Annotated in this window: 14 protein-coding genes; 8 read left to right on the forward strand and 6 right to left on the reverse strand. The window is 53.9% G+C overall.

Annotated features, from left to right (window positions below; genetic code table 11):
* Positions 1–56 precede the first annotated feature (56 nt).
* Positions 57–986: a LysR family transcriptional regulator gene (locus PCI15_RS18075; RefSeq protein ID WP_271271322.1), complete on the forward strand. Its 930-nt coding sequence runs from the start codon at positions 57–59 to the stop codon at positions 984–986.
* Positions 987–1136: 150 nt separating this feature from the next.
* Here PCI15_RS18075 and phhA read toward each other — a convergent pair whose 3' ends face one another.
* From phhA to PCI15_RS18095, 4 genes are all read right to left on the reverse strand, one after another.
* Entirely contained in the window at positions 1137–1922 is a 786-nt protein-coding gene (gene phhA, locus PCI15_RS18080) for a phenylalanine 4-monooxygenase (protein WP_271271323.1), read from the reverse strand.
* Between the two features lie 70 nt (positions 1923–1992).
* Complete coding sequence (locus PCI15_RS18085) at positions 1993–3762, reverse strand: cache domain-containing protein (protein WP_271271324.1); 1770 nt, start codon at positions 3760–3762, stop codon at positions 1993–1995.
* A gap of 322 nt (positions 3763–4084) precedes the next feature.
* Positions 4085–5839: a PDC sensor domain-containing protein gene (locus PCI15_RS18090; RefSeq protein ID WP_271271325.1), complete on the reverse strand. Its 1755-nt coding sequence runs from the start codon at positions 5837–5839 to the stop codon at positions 4085–4087.
* A gap of 333 nt (positions 5840–6172) precedes the next feature.
* Positions 6173–8056 (reverse strand): DUF255 domain-containing protein, encoded by a 1884-nt coding sequence (locus PCI15_RS18095; protein WP_271271326.1) that lies wholly within the window; start codon positions 8054–8056, stop codon positions 6173–6175.
* A 287-nt stretch (positions 8057–8343) separates the two neighbouring features.
* Between PCI15_RS18095 and PCI15_RS18100 the strand changes: the two genes are divergently transcribed.
* Positions 8344–9489: an alpha-hydroxy acid oxidase gene (locus PCI15_RS18100; RefSeq protein ID WP_271271327.1), complete on the forward strand. Its 1146-nt coding sequence runs from the start codon at positions 8344–8346 to the stop codon at positions 9487–9489.
* Between the two features lie 96 nt (positions 9490–9585).
* Here PCI15_RS18100 and PCI15_RS18105 read toward each other — a convergent pair whose 3' ends face one another.
* Positions 9586–11892, reverse strand: coding sequence for a heavy metal translocating P-type ATPase (locus PCI15_RS18105; protein ID WP_271271328.1), 2307 nt, complete (start codon positions 11890–11892; stop codon positions 9586–9588).
* 81 nt (positions 11893–11973) lie between these two features.
* Here PCI15_RS18105 and cadR point away from each other — a divergent pair, with 81 nt between their 5' ends.
* The 6 genes from cadR (at position 11974) to PCI15_RS18135 (ending at position 15256) form a co-directional block, all read left to right on the forward strand.
* Positions 11974–12444 carry a Cd(II)/Pb(II)-responsive transcriptional regulator gene (gene cadR / locus PCI15_RS18110; protein WP_271271329.1) on the forward strand — a complete coding sequence of 157 codons (471 nt, stop codon included), beginning with the start codon at positions 11974–11976 and terminating at the stop codon, positions 12442–12444.
* Between the two features lie 82 nt (positions 12445–12526).
* The gene (locus PCI15_RS18115; RefSeq protein WP_271271330.1) at positions 12527–12793 is read left to right on the forward strand and encodes a DksA/TraR family C4-type zinc finger protein; all 267 of its coding nucleotides are present in this window, start codon (positions 12527–12529) and stop codon (positions 12791–12793) included.
* A 24-nt stretch (positions 12794–12817) separates the two neighbouring features.
* Positions 12818–13351 (forward strand): methylated-DNA--[protein]-cysteine S-methyltransferase, encoded by a 534-nt coding sequence (locus tag PCI15_RS18120; RefSeq protein ID WP_271271331.1) that lies wholly within the window; start codon positions 12818–12820, stop codon positions 13349–13351.
* A gap of 73 nt (positions 13352–13424) precedes the next feature.
* On the forward strand, positions 13425–13808 hold the full coding sequence (locus PCI15_RS18125; protein WP_271271332.1) for a hypothetical protein: 384 nt from the start codon (positions 13425–13427) through the stop codon (positions 13806–13808).
* Between the two features lie 44 nt (positions 13809–13852).
* Positions 13853–14383, forward strand: a complete 531-nt coding sequence (locus tag PCI15_RS18130) for a c-type cytochrome (RefSeq protein WP_271271333.1) — start codon at positions 13853–13855, stop codon at positions 14381–14383.
* A gap of 9 nt (positions 14384–14392) precedes the next feature.
* A complete protein-coding gene (locus tag PCI15_RS18135) occupies positions 14393–15256 on the forward strand; it encodes a c-type cytochrome (protein ID WP_271271334.1) in 864 nt (287 codons plus the stop codon).
* A gap of 80 nt (positions 15257–15336) precedes the next feature.
* Here the strand turns inward: PCI15_RS18135 and PCI15_RS18140 are convergent, their stop codons facing one another.
* Positions 15337–18519, reverse strand: a complete 3183-nt coding sequence (locus PCI15_RS18140) for an efflux RND transporter permease subunit (protein ID WP_271274652.1) — start codon at positions 18517–18519, stop codon at positions 15337–15339.
* Positions 18520–18521: the final 2 nt, after the last annotated feature.

An 18521-nucleotide genomic window follows, 5' to 3' on the forward strand; every position in this document is an offset into this window, starting at 1 on the left:
TGTAGTGATCAGATCCGGCTTTTGTTACACACAATTAACAGGAAACAAAATTTACTTTGAATAAACATGTCATTGGTCAGTTAAGCGATGTGGATCTTCGTCTCCTGCGAATCTTCCGGGTCATTGTTGAAGCCGGCGGTTTTTCCGCCGCGGAAGTGGTGCTCAATATCAGCAGCGCCGCCATCAGCGTTGCCGTATCCGACCTGGAAACCCGGCTGGGATTTCGCCTCTGTCAGCGGGGCCGTTCCGGTTTTTCCCTGACCGAAGAAGGCCGGGAAATCTATGAATATATCCTGCAGCTGTTCTCTTCCATTGAAGACTTCAAAACCCAGATAAACGGCTTACATACCCAGCTCAAGGGCGAGCTGAATATCGGTATCACTGATACCTTGGTGAGCATGCCAAAGATGACTATTACCAACAGCCTGGCATTACTGAAAGATCAGGGGCCGGATGTGGTAATCAATATCTGGATGATGCCCCCTAATGATGTGGAACTGGGCATTCTGAAAGGCCGCCTGCATGTGGGAATTATGCCTACAACCAAGCAGATAAGTGGTTTGGAATATCATGACCTCTACAGTGAACGTTCAGAACTGTACTGTGAAGCCAGCCACCCGCTGTTTCGTGCTGAAGGCAATGCTCAGCTTGATCAGTGGCCTGCCGTACTGCCCGCCTACGTACAGAGTGCCGAGATAAAAACCCATCAGCAATGCCTCAGCACTGAGGCGGCGGCGACGGCCACAGACCGGGAAGGCATTGCCTTTTTGATTCTGACCGGACGTTATATCGGTTATCTGCCGGATCATTTTGCCCAGCCCTGGGTGAACGAAGGCCGCCTGCACGCCATTGAACCGCAGAGGTATTTTTACGACACACGGTTTTCATACGTTACCCGCAAAAGCACTCCCAAAAATCTGGTGCTGAAAGCGTTTCTGCAACATATGGCAGCGCAGGCAGATCAGACAAAACCGTTCAGCGGATAAAAAAACGGCACCTCTGCTGCACAGAGATGCCGTTAAATAATCAGAATAAGGAGTTACTTTATTCTGCTGCACAGTTTACGACTCACTCTAAAGTCGATAAATCATCATTTTTTAAAGTAAAGATTACATATTCAGTACGTATTAAAATCTTCACACAGCCTCTGGGAATTTTGCCGGCAATAACCCCATTTCCATGGCCTGATGCACCAGCGCCATCAGGTCCAGCCGGGTCAGGGCAGTCATATGCGCCAGATCATCCAACAGAAAATATTCCGGCTGCATAATATCAATCCGGTAGGGTGTTCGCAGCACCTGTAAAGGCTCCAGAGGGCTGATCTGTGCTTCCTGGCTGAAGGCGTAACGGGTCTCACCGGGGGAAGAAAGGATACCGCCACCGATTACCCGGAAACTGTTGCCATGACGTACCAGGCCAAATTCAACCGTAAACCAGTACAACCGGGCCAGATAAACCCTTTCCTGTGGGCTTGCCGACACACCCAGCTTGCCATAGTGGGCGGTAAAGTCAGCAAAATGCTGATTAGTCAGCATCGCACAGTGGCCAAAAATCTCATGGTAAATATCCGGCTCTTTAATGTAGTCCAGATCCTTGCGGGAACGGATAAACGTCGCCACCGGAAAACGCCGCTGAGAAAGCAGCTCAAAAAAACGGTCAAAACCGATCAGCGCCGGCACTGCCGCGGTCTTCCACCCGGTTGCAGGCGCCAGCACTTCATCCACTTCGCGGAGCTGCGGTATCCGGTCATCCGGCAGGTTCAGCAATTCCAGCCCGGATAAAAACTCATCACAGGCTGCATCCTGAATACAGGCCATCTGACGGGTAATCAGCGTCTTCCAGATGGCATTCTCAGCATCACTGTAATGAATAATGCCGGCATCATCCGGTTGTCTGGCGATATACTCCGTTTGCTGCTTCATAAACTGCCCCGTTGTCTCATCAGCCTTCGTCTGCTGATTTAAGTATAGACAGGTAAAACGGTTCGATTACTCATCCTGAGGTTAACCGACGGCGAATAACAGGTTTATCCCGGCTCCTTTCCGGCAACAGAATGCTCCCCAGAAAACCTGCCAGCGCTTCACAGAACGACAGTTTTTCCACACAGGTATCCTGATCCAGCGGTGCCAGTAAAGCCATCACCCCGACAGCCGCCCCCTTAACATTTAACAGGGGCACAGCCAGCATGCACATTTCACAGTTAAAGTGTGCTTTGAGACCGCCAATCACCAGCGGATCTTCAGCAGACAACGGGCCTTCCAGCGTTCCTGCAGACAAATAAACCCGCGACAGCAAGCTGTCCAGCTGTAAAGGAATGACTGTTTCAAGGTATTGCGCGGCCCGTAATCCGGGGAAGTGCCCCGCCGCTAATGTCAGATCCTGCTCATCACGGGCCAGATAGATCATCACACCGTCGCACTGCACCAGCCGCTGTAATTCACTGCAGACATAACCGGCGCGGACTTTACTGTCCGGATACGCGGTGGTTCGCTTCAGTAACCCGAAAAGGTCATCAAAACTGTGCTGCATTTCATCCATCACGTGGTGCAGATCATCCACTTCCGCGATGCCTGTATCCGAAAAACGGTTATTAAATTTAAACCGCTTAATTTCCCGGCCGTGCTCAATCAGATCCACCAGCGGTAACGCCAGCCGCCGGGTCATCAGCCAGGTTAATGGCAGGGCAATCAGCAACAGTGCCAGAATGATCACCCCGCCTTCTTTACGAATCCGGTAAGCTTCCGCCAGCAAATCATTCTCCGGTGTCAGTAACAACAACTGAAACTCAGCCTCCGGAATCGGCGTCAGGGTCTTCAGTTGCCCCTGCCAGGTTTCCCCCTGAAAACTGACACTGAACATTTTGTCAGTACCATCCGGTAAATGGCTGACCTGACTCATTAACGGATGCTGTAACTCTGCGAGAGTCTTCAGTTTCACTTCGTTATCTGTGGCACTGCTGATCAGATTATCTGACCGGTTATAGGCCAGCACCTGTTGCTTATTGTCCAGAATCAGTAAATGGCTATTAGGGCTGATGCGTTGCTGTTGCACAGACTTGGCGAGCATATCCAGGGAAATATCACCGGCGATTACCGCCGCCTCCACCGTATTAATCTGCGTATAGGTAACACCCACTTTACGGATAAAAAAGTACAGATAAGGATCTGTGAGTTTACCTTCCCCCCGCCCTTCTACGGCCAGCTCAAACCAGCCCCGCTTACGGGGGTCGTATTCAGTGGGTAAATATTCCGACGGCCCGAGCGGCACCAGATTTTCATCAAAAAACAGCCGCTGAATGCGGCGCGGGCTGCGGGCGAAACGAATGTTGTCCACGGCATAGACAGCCTGTCTGGGGGCACTGAACACATCCCGCATATGATCATCATTCATCACCCGAACAATGAAGAAATCGCCATTGGCATAGCCCACTTCAAGGGCGGTCAGCTCCGGACGGTTTTCCAATGCCGCGGCCAGCAACGGCAGACTGCGCAACCGGGCAGACATGTTACCGGCGGTGGTCAGTTTGGTTTGCAGGAGTAAATTCACCGTCTGAGCCACCGGTGCGTAACTGCGCTGAAACTCAAGTTCCACATTGAGTCTGAGCTGCTCAAGGTAGTCCCCCGAGGCGCTGTTAATCAACTGACGGGTCTGGTGATAATTATAAATCCCCAGACTGCCGCCCAGTATCAGCACCAGTAATACAGCCAGCGTGGATATATGCAAATGTATAGGACAGCGTCGCAGCCTGTGCCAGGAATTCATATAGGTGCTCCCGTGCGGTGAAATCCTTTCATCGAAGATCACAGCCCGACATTCCCAGCGCACAGATCTCTTCCCTTATTTCCGTAAAACTGACTGCCAGAGGCTCCCGGCCGACCGGCAAACAACGGTTCTAGTCACGTATTTTTAACGTGCTAGTTAAAGGTAGTCGAAAATCAGAGTTTTTCTGTCAGGTATTGCCCAAAATGAGGCCAGCGGGAGGGAAACCGTACGCAATCAGACAGCAGCCAAGCCCCCGCCTGCGGTATTCCGGTTAACCATCACAACGCGCCAGAAACACAAACAAAGGAAACGGTATAACGGATCAGGATGACGCCGAATCGGTAACCCGTTTCTCATGATCCGCATGTTCCAGACAATGCGCTGCAAAACCCGCCAGTGCCTCCACAAATGCCCGCTGCTGATCCCGGCTGTCGCTGTGTTTTTCCAGTAACACCAGCACCCCGCGGATATGGCCGGAAATCAGAGGCACCGCGGTTAAACGCAGCTCATCGGCAAACTGATTCGACAGCGCACCGAACACCAGCGGATCTTCAGTGCGCAAATCAGCACACTGGCTGCTGTGCATGTCGATCGCCCTGGCAATGACTGAATCCAGCACCAGCGGAATCTGTACCGGCAGGTTCGCTGCACTGGGAATGGTTTTATAGCCGGTTCCGGCCAGATACATATGTTGCTTATCCCGGGGGCGGTACAGTAATACCCCTTCATACCCGGTGATCTGCTGTAAGTCTTTCGTTAGCAGCTCCGTGAGTCCGTCCGGATGCCGCTGCTGATTAAGCTGCTCTAACTGACGAATGAAAACGCGCAGAGTTTGCTGCATCACGCCCATGGCGGTGGCCAGCTCAACAATTTCCTTAATCCGGGAGCGGTTTTCTATCTGATATCCCAAATGAAAACGCTGTATCTCCTGGCTTTGCCAGACCAGCCGCTGTAACGCCAGCGTTACCCGGCGGGCAATCCACCAGGTCAGTGGCAGAAACATTAGCAGCAGCACAAACGCGATCAGGGTGCTGTAACGGCGGATATCATAAGCCTCAGCCAGCAATTCCTGCTCAGGTGTCAGCAACAGCAACTGAAACTGTGCCTGAGGAATCGGCGCCAGTAGCTTCAGAGACCCCTGCCATGTCTGATCCTGATAAGTCAGCTCAAACTGTTTCTCAGTACCGTCCAGACGGGTAGCTGCCAGTTCCAGTAAAGGCTGTTGTAAATCATTGATATGCAACAGCCTGACCCGTTCATCGGTGGCACTGTATACCGGGTCCGGCCGCCGGTTATAGGCAAGCACACCGCGGGTTTTATCCAGAATCAGTAAATGACTGCCGGGGGTAATTTTCTGCTCCTGAACCGATGCACTCAACACATCCAGCGCGATATCACCGGCGACAACCGCATTACCGTCCGGGCTGGACTGGGAATACGTCACCCCCACTTTACGGATAAAGAAATACAGATACGGCTCGGTCAGACGCCCTTCTGCATTCGCGTTTGCCGCCTGTGTATACCAGTCCCGCAGCCGCGGGTCATATTGCGTCGGCATCAGCTGTGTGCTGCCGACCTGAACTGAATCGGCATTGAGAAATACCCGTTCAATGCCCCGGCCGGCGTTTTCATACTGAATATTATCCACCAGAAAGGCGGCATCCTTCGGGGCTTCAAAAACGTCCCGCATGTGCTGATCATTAATCACCCGGACAATGAAGTAATCGCCGTTTTGATAGGCCACTTCCAGCGCAGCCAGTTCCGGCTGGTCCTGCAGGGCGGTAATCAATAACGGTAACTGCACCATACGCTGCTCAAACGTCGTGGCGCTGACCAGCGGTGTTTTGGTTAACAGATGAACGGTTTGTGCAATAGGGGCGTAACTGCGCTGAAAATCCAGCTCTATTTTCTGGCGGGACTGTTCAAATACGTCGCTGGCGGCACTGCGGATTAACTGGCTGGCCTGATAGTAGTTATAGAAGGTCAGTACACCGCCCAGGCAAAACACCAGGAACAGTGCAAAAGTCGAAATATGGATGTGCAGCGGATAACTCTTAACGCGATTCCAACGTTCCATATTCCCCCTCCAGGGCTCCCTGAGTATTGACGACTGCCTGTCGTGCCAGCATCTCAACGCGCGTACAGGCAGCGTTTACATTGCCCGGCATGTCACGTTTAAGAGTATATTTCTAAACAGTTTTTTATAAAAAATCGTGCCGCTTTTTATAAAACACGTGCCACAAGCTACGATGAAAAGTCACCGTAATCGACCACTTCTGCTCTCATTTTGGGAGGTCTGATGTTGCTGACACAAATAACCGCTGCGGGCGCTGTCCCCACCGATACTGTCAGAACAGCAAACAGGCCACACCGGAAACCGGTGCCGGTGCAACCTGCACGCAGGGAAATCTTACAGTGACGCCGCCCCTTCCCGGAAACCTTCAGCAACCTCTGCCACCTCTTCAGGCTTACTCAGGGGCAAAGAACAGCGATCCGGATTACAGATAAACATGCTGGCGTCACCCAGTTGCGGATAGCGGCCCGGCTTTTCAAAGTGCAGCAACTTACGGGGGTGATAGGCATCAATTCCCGCGGCATATAACTTCTGCGCCGCTTCGTTGGCATTTTCAGCCACCACGGAAAACTCTACATAGGCCGCGGTGAGTTGTTCCAGCGCCAGCCCGGTACGCCCGGTTATCCGGCCTTCACGGGCCAGAATTGGCGGCGCAGCAACAGCCCGCAGCGTCTCTTCGGCAACCGTTTCAAACCGTGGCAGCTTACTCATGATAAACAGGTCATAGAAAAAGCTGGCGGCGTGGGCATTATCTTCCAGGGGTTTACGGGGCGGAATAAGGCTAGCTGTGGCGTCCGGTACAGTGCCGTAAAAGCCTTTACTGGTCGCATCCAGCAAGGTGGCCAGCGTACCGTCAGCAACCGCAACCGCGGCATCAAGCCATTGCGCATCGCCGGTGGCGCTGTAAAGTGCCAGCAGCGCCCGCCCCATACTCGCCTGCGCCCGCAGGAAAGGTCTGGCTTCTTCGGAATGCGGGTGTACCCGCTGATCATCCGCCATCGCCTGATTTTCACGGGACTGCAGTAACCAGCCTTCCGGTTGCTGACGGTCCTGTAAAATAAAATCTGCAGTTGCGATGGCTTTGTTCAGATATTCAGGATTACCAAAGGCCTGGCCAGCCAGAACGTAAGCCCGGATCACCTCACCGTTTTTATCGGTGTAAATGGCATGATCAATTGGCGGAATACCATAAGCCAGACGTTCTTCAGCGGTATCCAGTAACCAGTAATCCTGTGGCCACCAGTTTTCAGGTAAGCCTTCAGGCTCATCTTTCTGATTGGCGTAATAGCCGTTGTTGCTGTCCAGCATCCAGTCATTCAGGTACATATCCACATTGCGCATACCGTCGCGAAACGCTTCATCCCCGGTGATACGGTAAGCTTCGGCAAAGGCAGTAATCGCATTCACCTGATTACTGATGCGCTTTTCAGGAATGGCCATCAGCTTGCTGAAACGGGCCGGCACGCCCTCACTGCCCGCCACGATTTTCTTGATATAGGCACCGCCCCAGACCGGATCCAGTGTTGCCAGGAATCCACGGCTGGTTGCCAGTGCCAGCTCACGTAAACTCTGGTTATCATAAAGATGTGCCCGGAAGTAAAGATGCTCCAGACGGGGCCCGTCAATTTCAGTATTCAGCCCCCAGCGGGACCAGCCATAACCATCATTCAGCGCCCGGTCGAGCTGTAACCGCACCTGATCACGGATTCTGGTCAGCTCGGTTTCTACCGGCTCAGGGGCTGCAGCATAAGGGGAATTCGGGTCTGGCTTTAAGGTACCGGCGGCCTGCTTCTCAACCAGATCATTTAGCAGAGGAATAAAATTGCGGGGCAAACGGTTGCCGGCCATGGCAAACACCTGGGTGGCGTCCGGTTGCATAAAGGCCGTTGCCGGCCAGGCCCAGTCGGAATACCGTTCACCGATATCCGGCCTCGCCTGAGCATCTACAGCGATGGCGACAAAATGCTGGTTCACCACATCGACGACATCAGGGTTGGTATAAGTTATCCGCTCCATACGGTTACAGGCGGTACAGCCTTCCATACCGACGTTCACCAGTATCAGCTTGTTCTCTGCACGGGCCTTATCAAAGGAAGCTTTATCCCAGGGTTGCCAGTTAATACCGCCTTCCTGACCAAAACTGGCTGCCTGAGCTGCTATGCCTGCCAGCATCACAACTGTTCCCAGCAACCAGCGATATCCGTGTTGTTTAACCCTCATGACCTTGCCCTCCCGGAGATTAGAGAATGCCGGTCAGTCTGGCGACGGCTGAACTGCCAGACACCGGCATGCCTCGCTATTCAATACACACAGAAACTGCAGCTTAGCCGGTCAATTACAGCACGTCAGCCTGAAACAAAAATGAAAACACCGGGCCACAGAGACCTGTTCGCATAGCTGGACCTGCTTGCATGCAGACGTAATTCAGGCGACTATGATTTTGGCAATTGTGGTTAAGAATGCTAAAAACATCTAATACAAACAGTCACTTAAAACGGGAAGTCACCATGCGCCGCAGCTTCAGTGAACAGGCCGCCTGTATTGAGGATTTAAAACAACTGGCCCGGCGTCGTATGCCGAAATTTGCCTATGAGTACCTGGTGAATGGCTGTAACAGCAATTGCGCTGTCACGGGCAACCGGCAGGCTCTGGACGCACTGCACCTGCATCCCCGCTACCTCACAGACGGCCCCGCTACCTCTCTGCAATGCGAACTGATGGGACAAACCTATGCCGCACCTTTCGGCGTTGCGCCGGTGGGGCTGAGCGGGCTGATCTGGCCCGGCGCATCCGCCAGCCTGGCAGACGCCGCCAAACTCGCCAACATTCCCTTCGTGCTGAGCTCTCTGGCCAGCATTTCCATTGAACAGGCGGCGGAACTGGCACAGGAAAACTTCTGGTTTCAGTTCTACCCGCCGACCGTTGATGAGATCAGCACCGACTTAATGCAAAGGGCCTGGAACAGTGGCTGCAGACATCTTGTCGTCACCATTGATGTACCGACCGCCGGCTACCGCCCGGCAGACATCCGTAACGGTTTGGCGGTGCCACCGAAAATCTCCGCCGGGAATATCTGGCAGAGCCTCTGCAGGCCTGCCTGGAGTCTGGCTACCCTACGTCACGGTATACCTCAGTTTGCCAACATGCAGCCCTATATACCGGCGGACGCCAACCTGGAAAACGTCGCGCATTATATCCGTAACACCCTGAAAAAAGTGGTCGACCTGAACACCCTTACAACGATCCGCAAACAGTGGAACGGCAAACTTATTGTTAAAGGTATTCTGACCGCTGAAGATGCCAAACGGGCGATCAGCGCCGGTGCCGACGGGCTGATAATTTCCAACCACGGCGGCCGGCAGCTGGATGCGGCAGTCCCCAGCCTGCAGGCCCTGAAAAGCATTCGCAACAGCATCAGCCCGGATACAGCACTGATGGTTGACGGCGGGGTGGAAAGCGGCGTGGACATTGCCCGTTATCTGGCCTGCGGGGCCAATATGGTCTTTGCCGGCCGGGCATTTATGTACGGTGTGGCGGGCTTAGGGAATGCCGGCGCTAATCATGCGGCAGACCTGCTGCGGCGTGAACTGCAACAGGTAATGGAACAGTTACGCTGTCCGGCAATTGCAGACTTGCCAAGGTTTCTGACATAACCCGCCACAGATAATAAAAGGCCCCTTTGTAGTCGTCACACAAAAGGGTCTTTGTTCACCTCGCCAGTGATTTTTTCCGGTTTTACACCCGGGCGGTTATGCTTTTTTCAGCAGCCGTAAGCCATTGGCCACCACCAGCAGGCTTGCGCCCACATCGGCAAACACCGCCATCCACATAGTACCCAGTCCGATCATGGTCAGCACCAAAAACAGGCCTTTAATGCCCAGCGCCAGCACAATGTTCTGTGCCAGAATACTGCGGGTGCCCTGCGATAAGCGGACAAAAGCCGGGATCTTGCGCAGATCATCATCCATCAGGGCGACATCGGCAGTTTCAATGGCGGTATCCGTGCCCATTGCCCCCATCGCGAAACCGATTTCAGCCTGAGCCAGTGCCGGCGCATCGTTAATACCGTCACCCACCATGCCTACCGCACCGTCTGCAGCAAAGCTTTTCACGGCATTCAGTTTATCTTCCGGTAACTGATTGCCGCGGGCTTCATCAATCCCTACCTGGGCAGCGATTGCCCGGGCAGTATGCGGATTATCACCGGTCAGCATGGCGGTTTTCACGCCCAGCGCATGCAGTTCGGCGATGGCCTGCTGGCTGGATTCCTTTACCGTATCAGCAACAGCAAACAGCCCCAGAACCCGGCTCTGATCCGCCAGCATCACCACGGTTTTACCCTGCTGCTCCAGTTCATTCAGGCGGAACTGTAAGTCAGCACAGTTAAGCTGTAACTCATCGATCAGACGCAGATTACCAAGGTGATACTGTTCACCGTCAACGGTGCCCTGTACGCCCCGGCCCAGTACTGCGGCAAAGTCTGAGACCGGCGCATGTTGTCCGAGCATATCCGCATCACTGGCAATCGCCACCGAAACCGGATGATCTGAACGGCCCGCCAGGCTGGCTGCCAGTAGGCGAATTTGTTGTACCGGCATCGGGTTTTTCCAGGCTTCGAAGTCAGTCAGCACCGGCTTGCCGTGGGTAATGGTGCCGGTCTTATCCAGCGCCAGCCATTTCAGTAAACGCCCCTGCTCCAGATACACTCCGCCCTTAATCAGAATCCCCTGACGGGCTGCCGCAGCCAAACCGCTGACGATGGTCACCGGGGTGGAAATCACCAGTGCACAGGGGCAGGCAATCACCAGTAATACCAGCGCTTTGTAAATCCAGTCCTGCCATCCGCCACCCATGAATAAAGGCGGCAGAACAGCAACGGCGAATGCAACGATAAACACGATAGGGGTGTAAATTTTTGCAAACTTATCCACGAAACGCTGCGTTGGTGCCTTTGTCCCCTGCGCCTCCTCAACTGCATGAATAATGCGTGCCAGAGTCGTCTGACCCGCCGCCGCAGTCACCTTATATTCAAATGAGCCGGACGCATTAATCGTGCCGGCAAATACTGCATCTCCCACGGCCTTATCCACCGGCAGACTTTCCCCGGTAATCGGCGCCTGATTAACACTGGATGCGCCGGCAACCAGTTCACCGTCCAGGCCGATACGTTCACCCGGCTTTACCCGCACCACATCACCAATGGCCACTGCTTTGGCATCCACCTCCAGCCAGCTGCCGTCGGCCTGCCGGACCGTTACCCGCTCCGGTGTCAGCTCCATTAAACCGGCAATGGCATTGCGCGCCCGGTCCAGTGATTTGGCTTCTATCAGCTCAGCAATCGTGAACAGCACCATCACCATGGCGGCTTCCGGCCATTCACCCAGTATCGCCGCGCCGGTCACCGCAATGCTCATCAGCGCATTGATGTTCATATTGCCATTTTTCAGTGCAACCCAGCCTTTTTTATAGGTTGTGCCACCGCACATAACAATCGCAACCAGTGCCAGTGCCGCAGCACTCCACTGTGGTAACAGTGTGCTGTCAGTCCAGCCGACTGCTTCTGATGTAACCGCCAGAATACCGGCGAGAATCAGCGGCCACCATGGCTTCTCTTCCTGTTCAACCGCGGCCAGTTCGCCGCTGGCGTCCGGTAACTCCGGATCAAAATCCAGTGAGCGGACCGCCGCCAACACCTCATCGAGACTGTCTTCGGTATGCACCACCGTCAGTACCCGCTGCATGAGATTGAATTCCATGCTGCTGACACAGTCCATCGCCCCCAGCTTCTTACGGATCATGCCCTCTTCGGTTGGGCAATCCATTTGCATAATGCGCATCGACGTCTGAACGCCCCCCTCCACTTTCACCTGACCACCAACATTAGTCAGGCCAACCGCAGGCGCGCTGCAGCACCCACCGGCATGATCATGCTCTTCAGCGACGACCTTCGCCGCTGCTGCCGGTGAGCAGCAAGCTGCAGAAACATCCTGCACAGTTGCAGCAGTTTCTGCTTCTGCCGCAGGATTCAATGTGTTTTGATCGCAGCATTTAGTCATAGCGATTCTCCGGAACTTAACTTATGCTTGGCATTAAACACCCTGAAGTGACTTTAGGGTCAACACACTGGAATCAAAAAAATGAAAATCGGTGAGTTAGCCAGAGAAACCGGCTGTACCGTTGAAACCATCCGTTATTATGAGAAGGTCGGCCTGCTGCCCAAAGCCATGCGCAGTCAGGAAAACAACTATCGCTATTACAGCCAGAAGCATCTGGAACTGCTGCTGTTCATCCGCCGTTGCCGCGCTCTGGCAATGACCCACGAAGAGATTCAGCAACTGCTGCAGGCCCGGGAAGAGCCGGATAACAGCTGTATCAGCATTAACGAATTGATTGCCGAACATCTGGAACATGTACGGGCACGCATTGAAGAATTACAGGCACTGGAGTCCCAGCTGGAAATTCTCAGAAACCAGTGCCACTCCGTACACACCGCCCGTGACTGCGGCATTCTGAAAAAACTGGATGAAGCGGATAACAGTGACTGGCAAACGCCAAAAGCCAGTAACAGTCATGTGGAAGGCAGCCGCTGTCATCATAAAAAAGGCTGAACGGTGACGCGTTCGCACAAGCTGGCGAATACCAGATATCTATACTGTTTATTCCGCCTGCATTATTAACAGGAGTAAACCTATGGCCGGAGGCTGGGCAAAAGACGGCGCCGTTCAGGATCAGATTGATGCCAGCGTCGAAGACGCCGTGGCTCAAGCACGTCAGCAATTGCATCAGGGCGAAAGCCTGGAATACTGCGAAGAATGTGATGCAAAGATTCCCGATGCACGGCGCAAAGCCGTGCCGGGGGTGCACCTGTGCATTAACTGCCAGAGTGAATATGATAAGCAACAGGCCAGCTCGGCAGGCTACAACCGCCGGGGCAGTAAAGACAGCCAGTTACGCTGATCAACCGGATATCAGGGATGTAATTTGAGAACCATACACACACAGTATTATGAGACACCGGTTGGCGAGCTGATTATCGGTGCCTGCGAAGGGCAGTTATGTCTCTGTGACTGGCGTTACCGGCGGATGCGGGATCAGGTGGATAACCGCCTGCAGAAATACCTGAACGCTGAATACCGGGAACAGGCCGACCCGGTCATCGATCAGACGGTTAAACAGTTAGAAGACTATTTCAGCCATCAGCGCCAGGCGTTTGATCTGCCGCTGTTGCTGGCCGGTTCCGACTTTCAGCAGCAGGTCTGGCGGGCACTGATTAACATCCCGTACGGTACAACATACAGCTACCTGCAACTGTCGGAGCAACTGGGCAATCCCAAAGCCATCCGTGCGGTGGCCAGCGCTAACGGTGCCAATGCAATATCCGTTATCGTCCCCTGCCACCGTATTATCGGCAGTGACGGTTCTCTCACCGGCTATGCCGGCGGCCTCCCGGCCAAAGAAACGTTGCTGAAACTGGAAGGGGCTGAACTGCCCGGCCGGACGCTGGAGCTGTTCTGATTGAAACCAATTTCTTGTCTTTCAGATACCTGCCCCGGTTGCCTTATAAATGCAGTTTCTTTAGCATCTCCTTATGATTAAAAGCCAACGACGCCAGCCATTGATCAGTCCACTGATCATCTTTACTGTTTTAACGGTGCTGTTTGCTCAGGCATCACTGGCAGGCGGTACGCTTGCGGCACTCTCCGAAACATCCCAAACACGGTATCAGCTATCTCATCAGGCCCATGGTCACGATATTTCAGACACCCGGAACGATCATCTGAGCCTGCAGAATCTGCAACAGTTACACGACGGCACCGCCAGCACCCTCAGCCAGTTATTTCTCAGCCCGGCACGCCTTTGCTGCCCTGAAGCCGATCCATCTGAGCCGGCTGAATACAACCCGATTCAATATTTCCCACCGCATATCCCGCCGGACAATCCGCCTCCCCGAAAAAACAGTGTTATTGCCTGATCGACACAGTTAACCACTTTTTTTGATGTATTTACGGGATATTTATGAATAAATTAATCACATCTTTTTTCACCGCATTAGCGATCGGTATCACAGTGGCAACACCGGTTTCTGCCCATCAGGGCGCAACCGGTATCGTCAAGGAACGTATGGATCAGATGGATATTATGAAAAAATCCATGAAATCCATGTCCGCCATGTTCAAGGGAAAAACCGCTTATGATGCCGAGGCTGTCCGCCAGCACAGCCGGACCATTGCGAAACATTCAGATACGACACTGACCAAGCTGTTTCCTGAAGGCAGCCTGCAGCATGCCAGCGAAGCCAAACCGGAAATCTGGCAAAAATGGGATAAGTTTGAGCTTCTCTCCGCGGAACTGAAACGCATCAGTGAAGCACTGGAGCGCGCAGCGGACTCCCGGGAATCCGACGGCGGCGATGCCGCGATGAGTATGACGATGGATACTGCCATGATGACTGAAACAGCCGCCGGCGATACCGCCGACAGCCTGTTCCGGGAACTGGCTGACACCTGTTCGTCATGCCATACGACTTTCCGTAAAAAGAAAAAATAACCCCTGATTATGAAAACAATCAGTCTTGCCGCACTGCTGCTTGCAGCAGTGGCGGCCGGTTATTATCTGCTGCAACCCATGGCTGCTGACGAAACACTGGCAGAGGATTCTGCACTGGCTGGCAACGTTGCCAACGGTGCCTATCTGGCCCGTATTTCAGGCTGTATTGCCTGTCATACCGACAGCGAAAATAAAGGGAAGCTGGTTGCCGGTGCACCACTGGACAGCCCGTACGGACAATTCTATGCGCCCAACCTGACTACCGATACTGAAACCGGTATTGGCAGCTGGACGCTGAATGACTTTGACCGGGCGGTACGCCACGGTGTGTCTCCCCGGGGAGAGACCTATTATCCGGCGTTTCCTTATGAGTTTTTCGCTCAGCTAAGCGACCAGGATATCCGTGACCTGTGGGCAGCATTTCAGACGGTGCCGCCGGTGAACCAGCCTGCACCGCCGTCTCAGCTCAGCTTCCCCTACAACCTGAAACAGGGATTGCCACTGTGGCAACGCTTTTTCCAGCTAACGCCGGAAGCAGATGTTGCCAATGAACGGGGCAAATATCTGGTGGAAGCCGCCGGTCACTGCGCCGCCTGCCACACCCCCAGAAATCTGTTTGGCGAGCTGCAACAGGACCGCTGGTTAGCAGGGGCCGCAGCAACGGATGACAGCGACGCCATTCCGGCCATTACTGCTCAGGCGTTACGGGAAAACGGCTGGACAGCGGATGACATCGCCTATGCCCTGAAAACCGGCCTCACACCGGACGGTGATGCTCTGGGAGGTACAATGGGTGAAGTCATTAAGTACGGCAGCCGCTTTATGAGTGAAGCAGACCGCCGGGCGATTGCTGAACACCTGTTAACGGAATAACCGTCAGCGATGCTTTTCATAACGAAAGCAAAAAAAACCGGGAGCCTGCTCCCGGTTTTTATTTTATATCTCCCCTGCAATTAACCCAGCAATTGCGACTCGGTAACCTCCGCCGTGCGGGCATCTGTGATAAACGCCTCAGCCGGCATTCGGTTCACTGCCCGCTTGCGCCACAGGAAATACACCACCGGCAACACCATCAGTGTCAGGATAACCGCACTGATCATCCCTCCTACCATAGGCGCAGCAATACGGCTCATCACTTCTGAACCAGTGCCGGTGCCATAGAGAATCGGTAACAGGCCGGCAATAATCGCCGCAGCAGTCATCATTACCGGGCGGACCCGCAGCCCCGCCCCCTGCATGACGGCACTGCGCAACAAGGCTTCGCTGGGCATACACTGTTGCTGACGACAGTCAGCCAGCATCTCCTGATACGCCTGATTCAGATAGACCAGCATGATGACGCCGATTTCCACCGCGACGCCGGCCAGCGCAATAAAGCCAACCCCCACCGCCACTGAAAAGTTAAAACCTTCCAGATACATCAGCCAGATACTGCCTACCATTGCCAGTGGCAAGGTTCCCATGATGATGGCCACCTCAACGAAGTTACGGAAATTAATGAACAGTAAAATCACAATGATCAGCAAGGTCAGCGGGATCACATAGGTCAGTTTTTCCTTGGCCCGCTCCATGTACTCATACTGTCCGGACCAGTTGACAGAATAACCCGCCGGTAAATCCAGATTTTCCGCAACCACCTTGCGGGCTTTTTCCACATAGCTGCCGACATCGACGCCTTCAATATCAATGAAAGTCCAGCCGTTAAGGCGGGCATTTTCGCTCTTAATGCCCGGCGGGCCTTCTTCGATATAAATACGGGCGATATCCCCCAGCGGAATCCGTTGTCCCATCGGCGTAACAATTGGCAGTAACGCCAGCTGTTCCGGTGAGTCACGGAAACTCTGCGGATATCGGATATTAATCGGGTAACGTTCCAGCCCTTCAACCGTTTGGGAAACATTCATACCGCCAATTGCCGCCGCGACAAGCTGCTGTACATCAGCAATATTCAGCCCGTAGCGGGCCGCTTTCTGTCGCTGAATGTCCACTTTAATATAACGGCCGCCGGCCACCCGTTCGGAATATACCGAAGCGGTCCCCGGGATGTCCTTCATGACCACTTCCAGTTGCTGGCCGATATCCTGAATCACACTCAGCTCAGGGCCTGCAATCTTGATCCCCACCGGGGTTTTAATCCCGGTCGCCAGCATATCGATCCGGGTTTTAATCGGCATCACCCAGGCATTGGTAATGCCCGGTATCTTGATCAGGCTGTCCAGCTCTTTCTTCAGGCTATCGGTGGTCACACCTTCACGCCATTCAGACTGAGGTTTCAGCTGAATGAAGGTTTCAATCATGGTCAGCGGTGCCGGGTCCGTGGCGGTTTCCGCCCGGCCGACCTTACCGAACACCGTCTTCACTTCCGGCACAGTACGGATCATCTTATCGGTCTGTTGCAGGATCTGCCGGGCCTGCCCGATAGACACCCCGGGATAGGTCGTCGGCATATACATCAGGTCCCCTTCATCCAGTGGCGGGATAAATTCACTGCCAATCTTATCCAGCGGCCAGACGCCCAGCGCACAGATGCCCAGCGCAACCAGCAACGTCAGCTTAGGGAAGTTAAGCACGGTTTTCAGCCCCGGCAGGTACACCGCGGAGAGTATCCGGTTAACCGGATTTTTATGCTCAGGCAACACTTTGCCACGAATAAAGTACCCCATTAATACCGGCACCAGCGTAATCGCCAGCGCCGCTGCCGCTGCCATGGCGTAGGTCTTGGTAAACGCCAGCGGGGCAAACATCCGCCCTTCCTGCGCTTCCAGGGTAAACACAGGCACGAAGCTGACCGTGATAATCAGCAGGCTGAAAAACAGTGCCGGCCCCACTTCACTGGCTGAATCCGCCACGATTTTCCAGCGGTTTTCCTTCGTCAGCGGTGTACGCTCCATATGCTTGTGCATATTTTCAATCATCACGATGGCACCGTCTATCATGGCACCAATGGCAATGGCGATGCCCCCCAGAGACATAATATTGGCGTTAATGCCCTGGATATACATGACAATAAAGGCCGCCAGAATGCCCACCGGCAGGCTGAAAATGGCCACCAGAGATGAGCGCACATGAAACAGAAACACCATGCAGACCAGCGCCACCACGGCGAATTCTTCCATCAGTTTGGTCCAGAGGTTATCCACCGCCCGTTCAATCAACCCTGAACGGTCATACACGGTCACCACTTCAACCCCTTCAGGCAAACTCCCACGCAGGGATTCCAGTTTGGCTTTCACGCCATCGATGGTTTGCTGAGCATTCTCGCCAAAGCGCATCACCACTACGCCACCCACCACTTCACCTTCGCCGTCCAATTCGACGACACCACGGCGCATTTGTGGGCCAATACCGATGTCCGCCACATCTTTTAACAGCAGTGGCGTGCCGTTCTCATTCATACCCAGCGGAATGTTTTCCAGATCCTGCCGGTTCTGAATATAGCCGGATGCCCGGACCATATACTCCGCTTCGGCCATCTCAACTACCGACGCGCCAACTTCCTGATTGCCCCGCTGAATGGCCGTCTGAATATGCGCCAGCGGTACATTGAAAGCACGTAACTTATCCGGATCAACCCGCACCTGATACTGGCGCACCATGCCGCCAAGTGAAGCCACTTCCGACACCCCCGGTACGGTTTGCAGCTCATACTTCAGAAACCAGTCCTGCAGACTGCGTAACTGGCTGAGGTCATTCTGGCCGGTGCGGTCAACCAGCGCATAAAGGTATATCCAGCCCACGCCGGTCGCATCCGGTCCCAGCTGCGCTTTGGCATTTTCCGGGAGGGATACCTGGTTCAGATATTCCAGCACCCGACTGCGAGCCCAGTACATGTCCGTATCATCATCAAAGATCACATACACATAAGAGTCGCCAAAAAATGAATAGCCCCGCACGGTAACCGCCCCGGGCACAGACAGCATGGCCGTTGTCAGCGGATACGTTACCTGATCTTCAATGACCTGAGGGGCCTGTCCGGGATAACTGGTTTTTATAATCACCTGTACATCCGACAGATCCGGAATCGCATCCAGCGGGGTGTTTTTCAGTGAATAAAGACCGCCCCCGACAATCATCAGGGTGGCCAGCAACACAAACATCCGGTTACCCACGGCCCAGCGAATAATTGCTTCTATCATCA

Source organism: Aliamphritea hakodatensis (genome assembly GCF_024347195.1).
Taxonomy (GTDB): domain Bacteria; phylum Pseudomonadota; class Gammaproteobacteria; order Pseudomonadales; family Balneatricaceae; genus Amphritea; species Amphritea hakodatensis.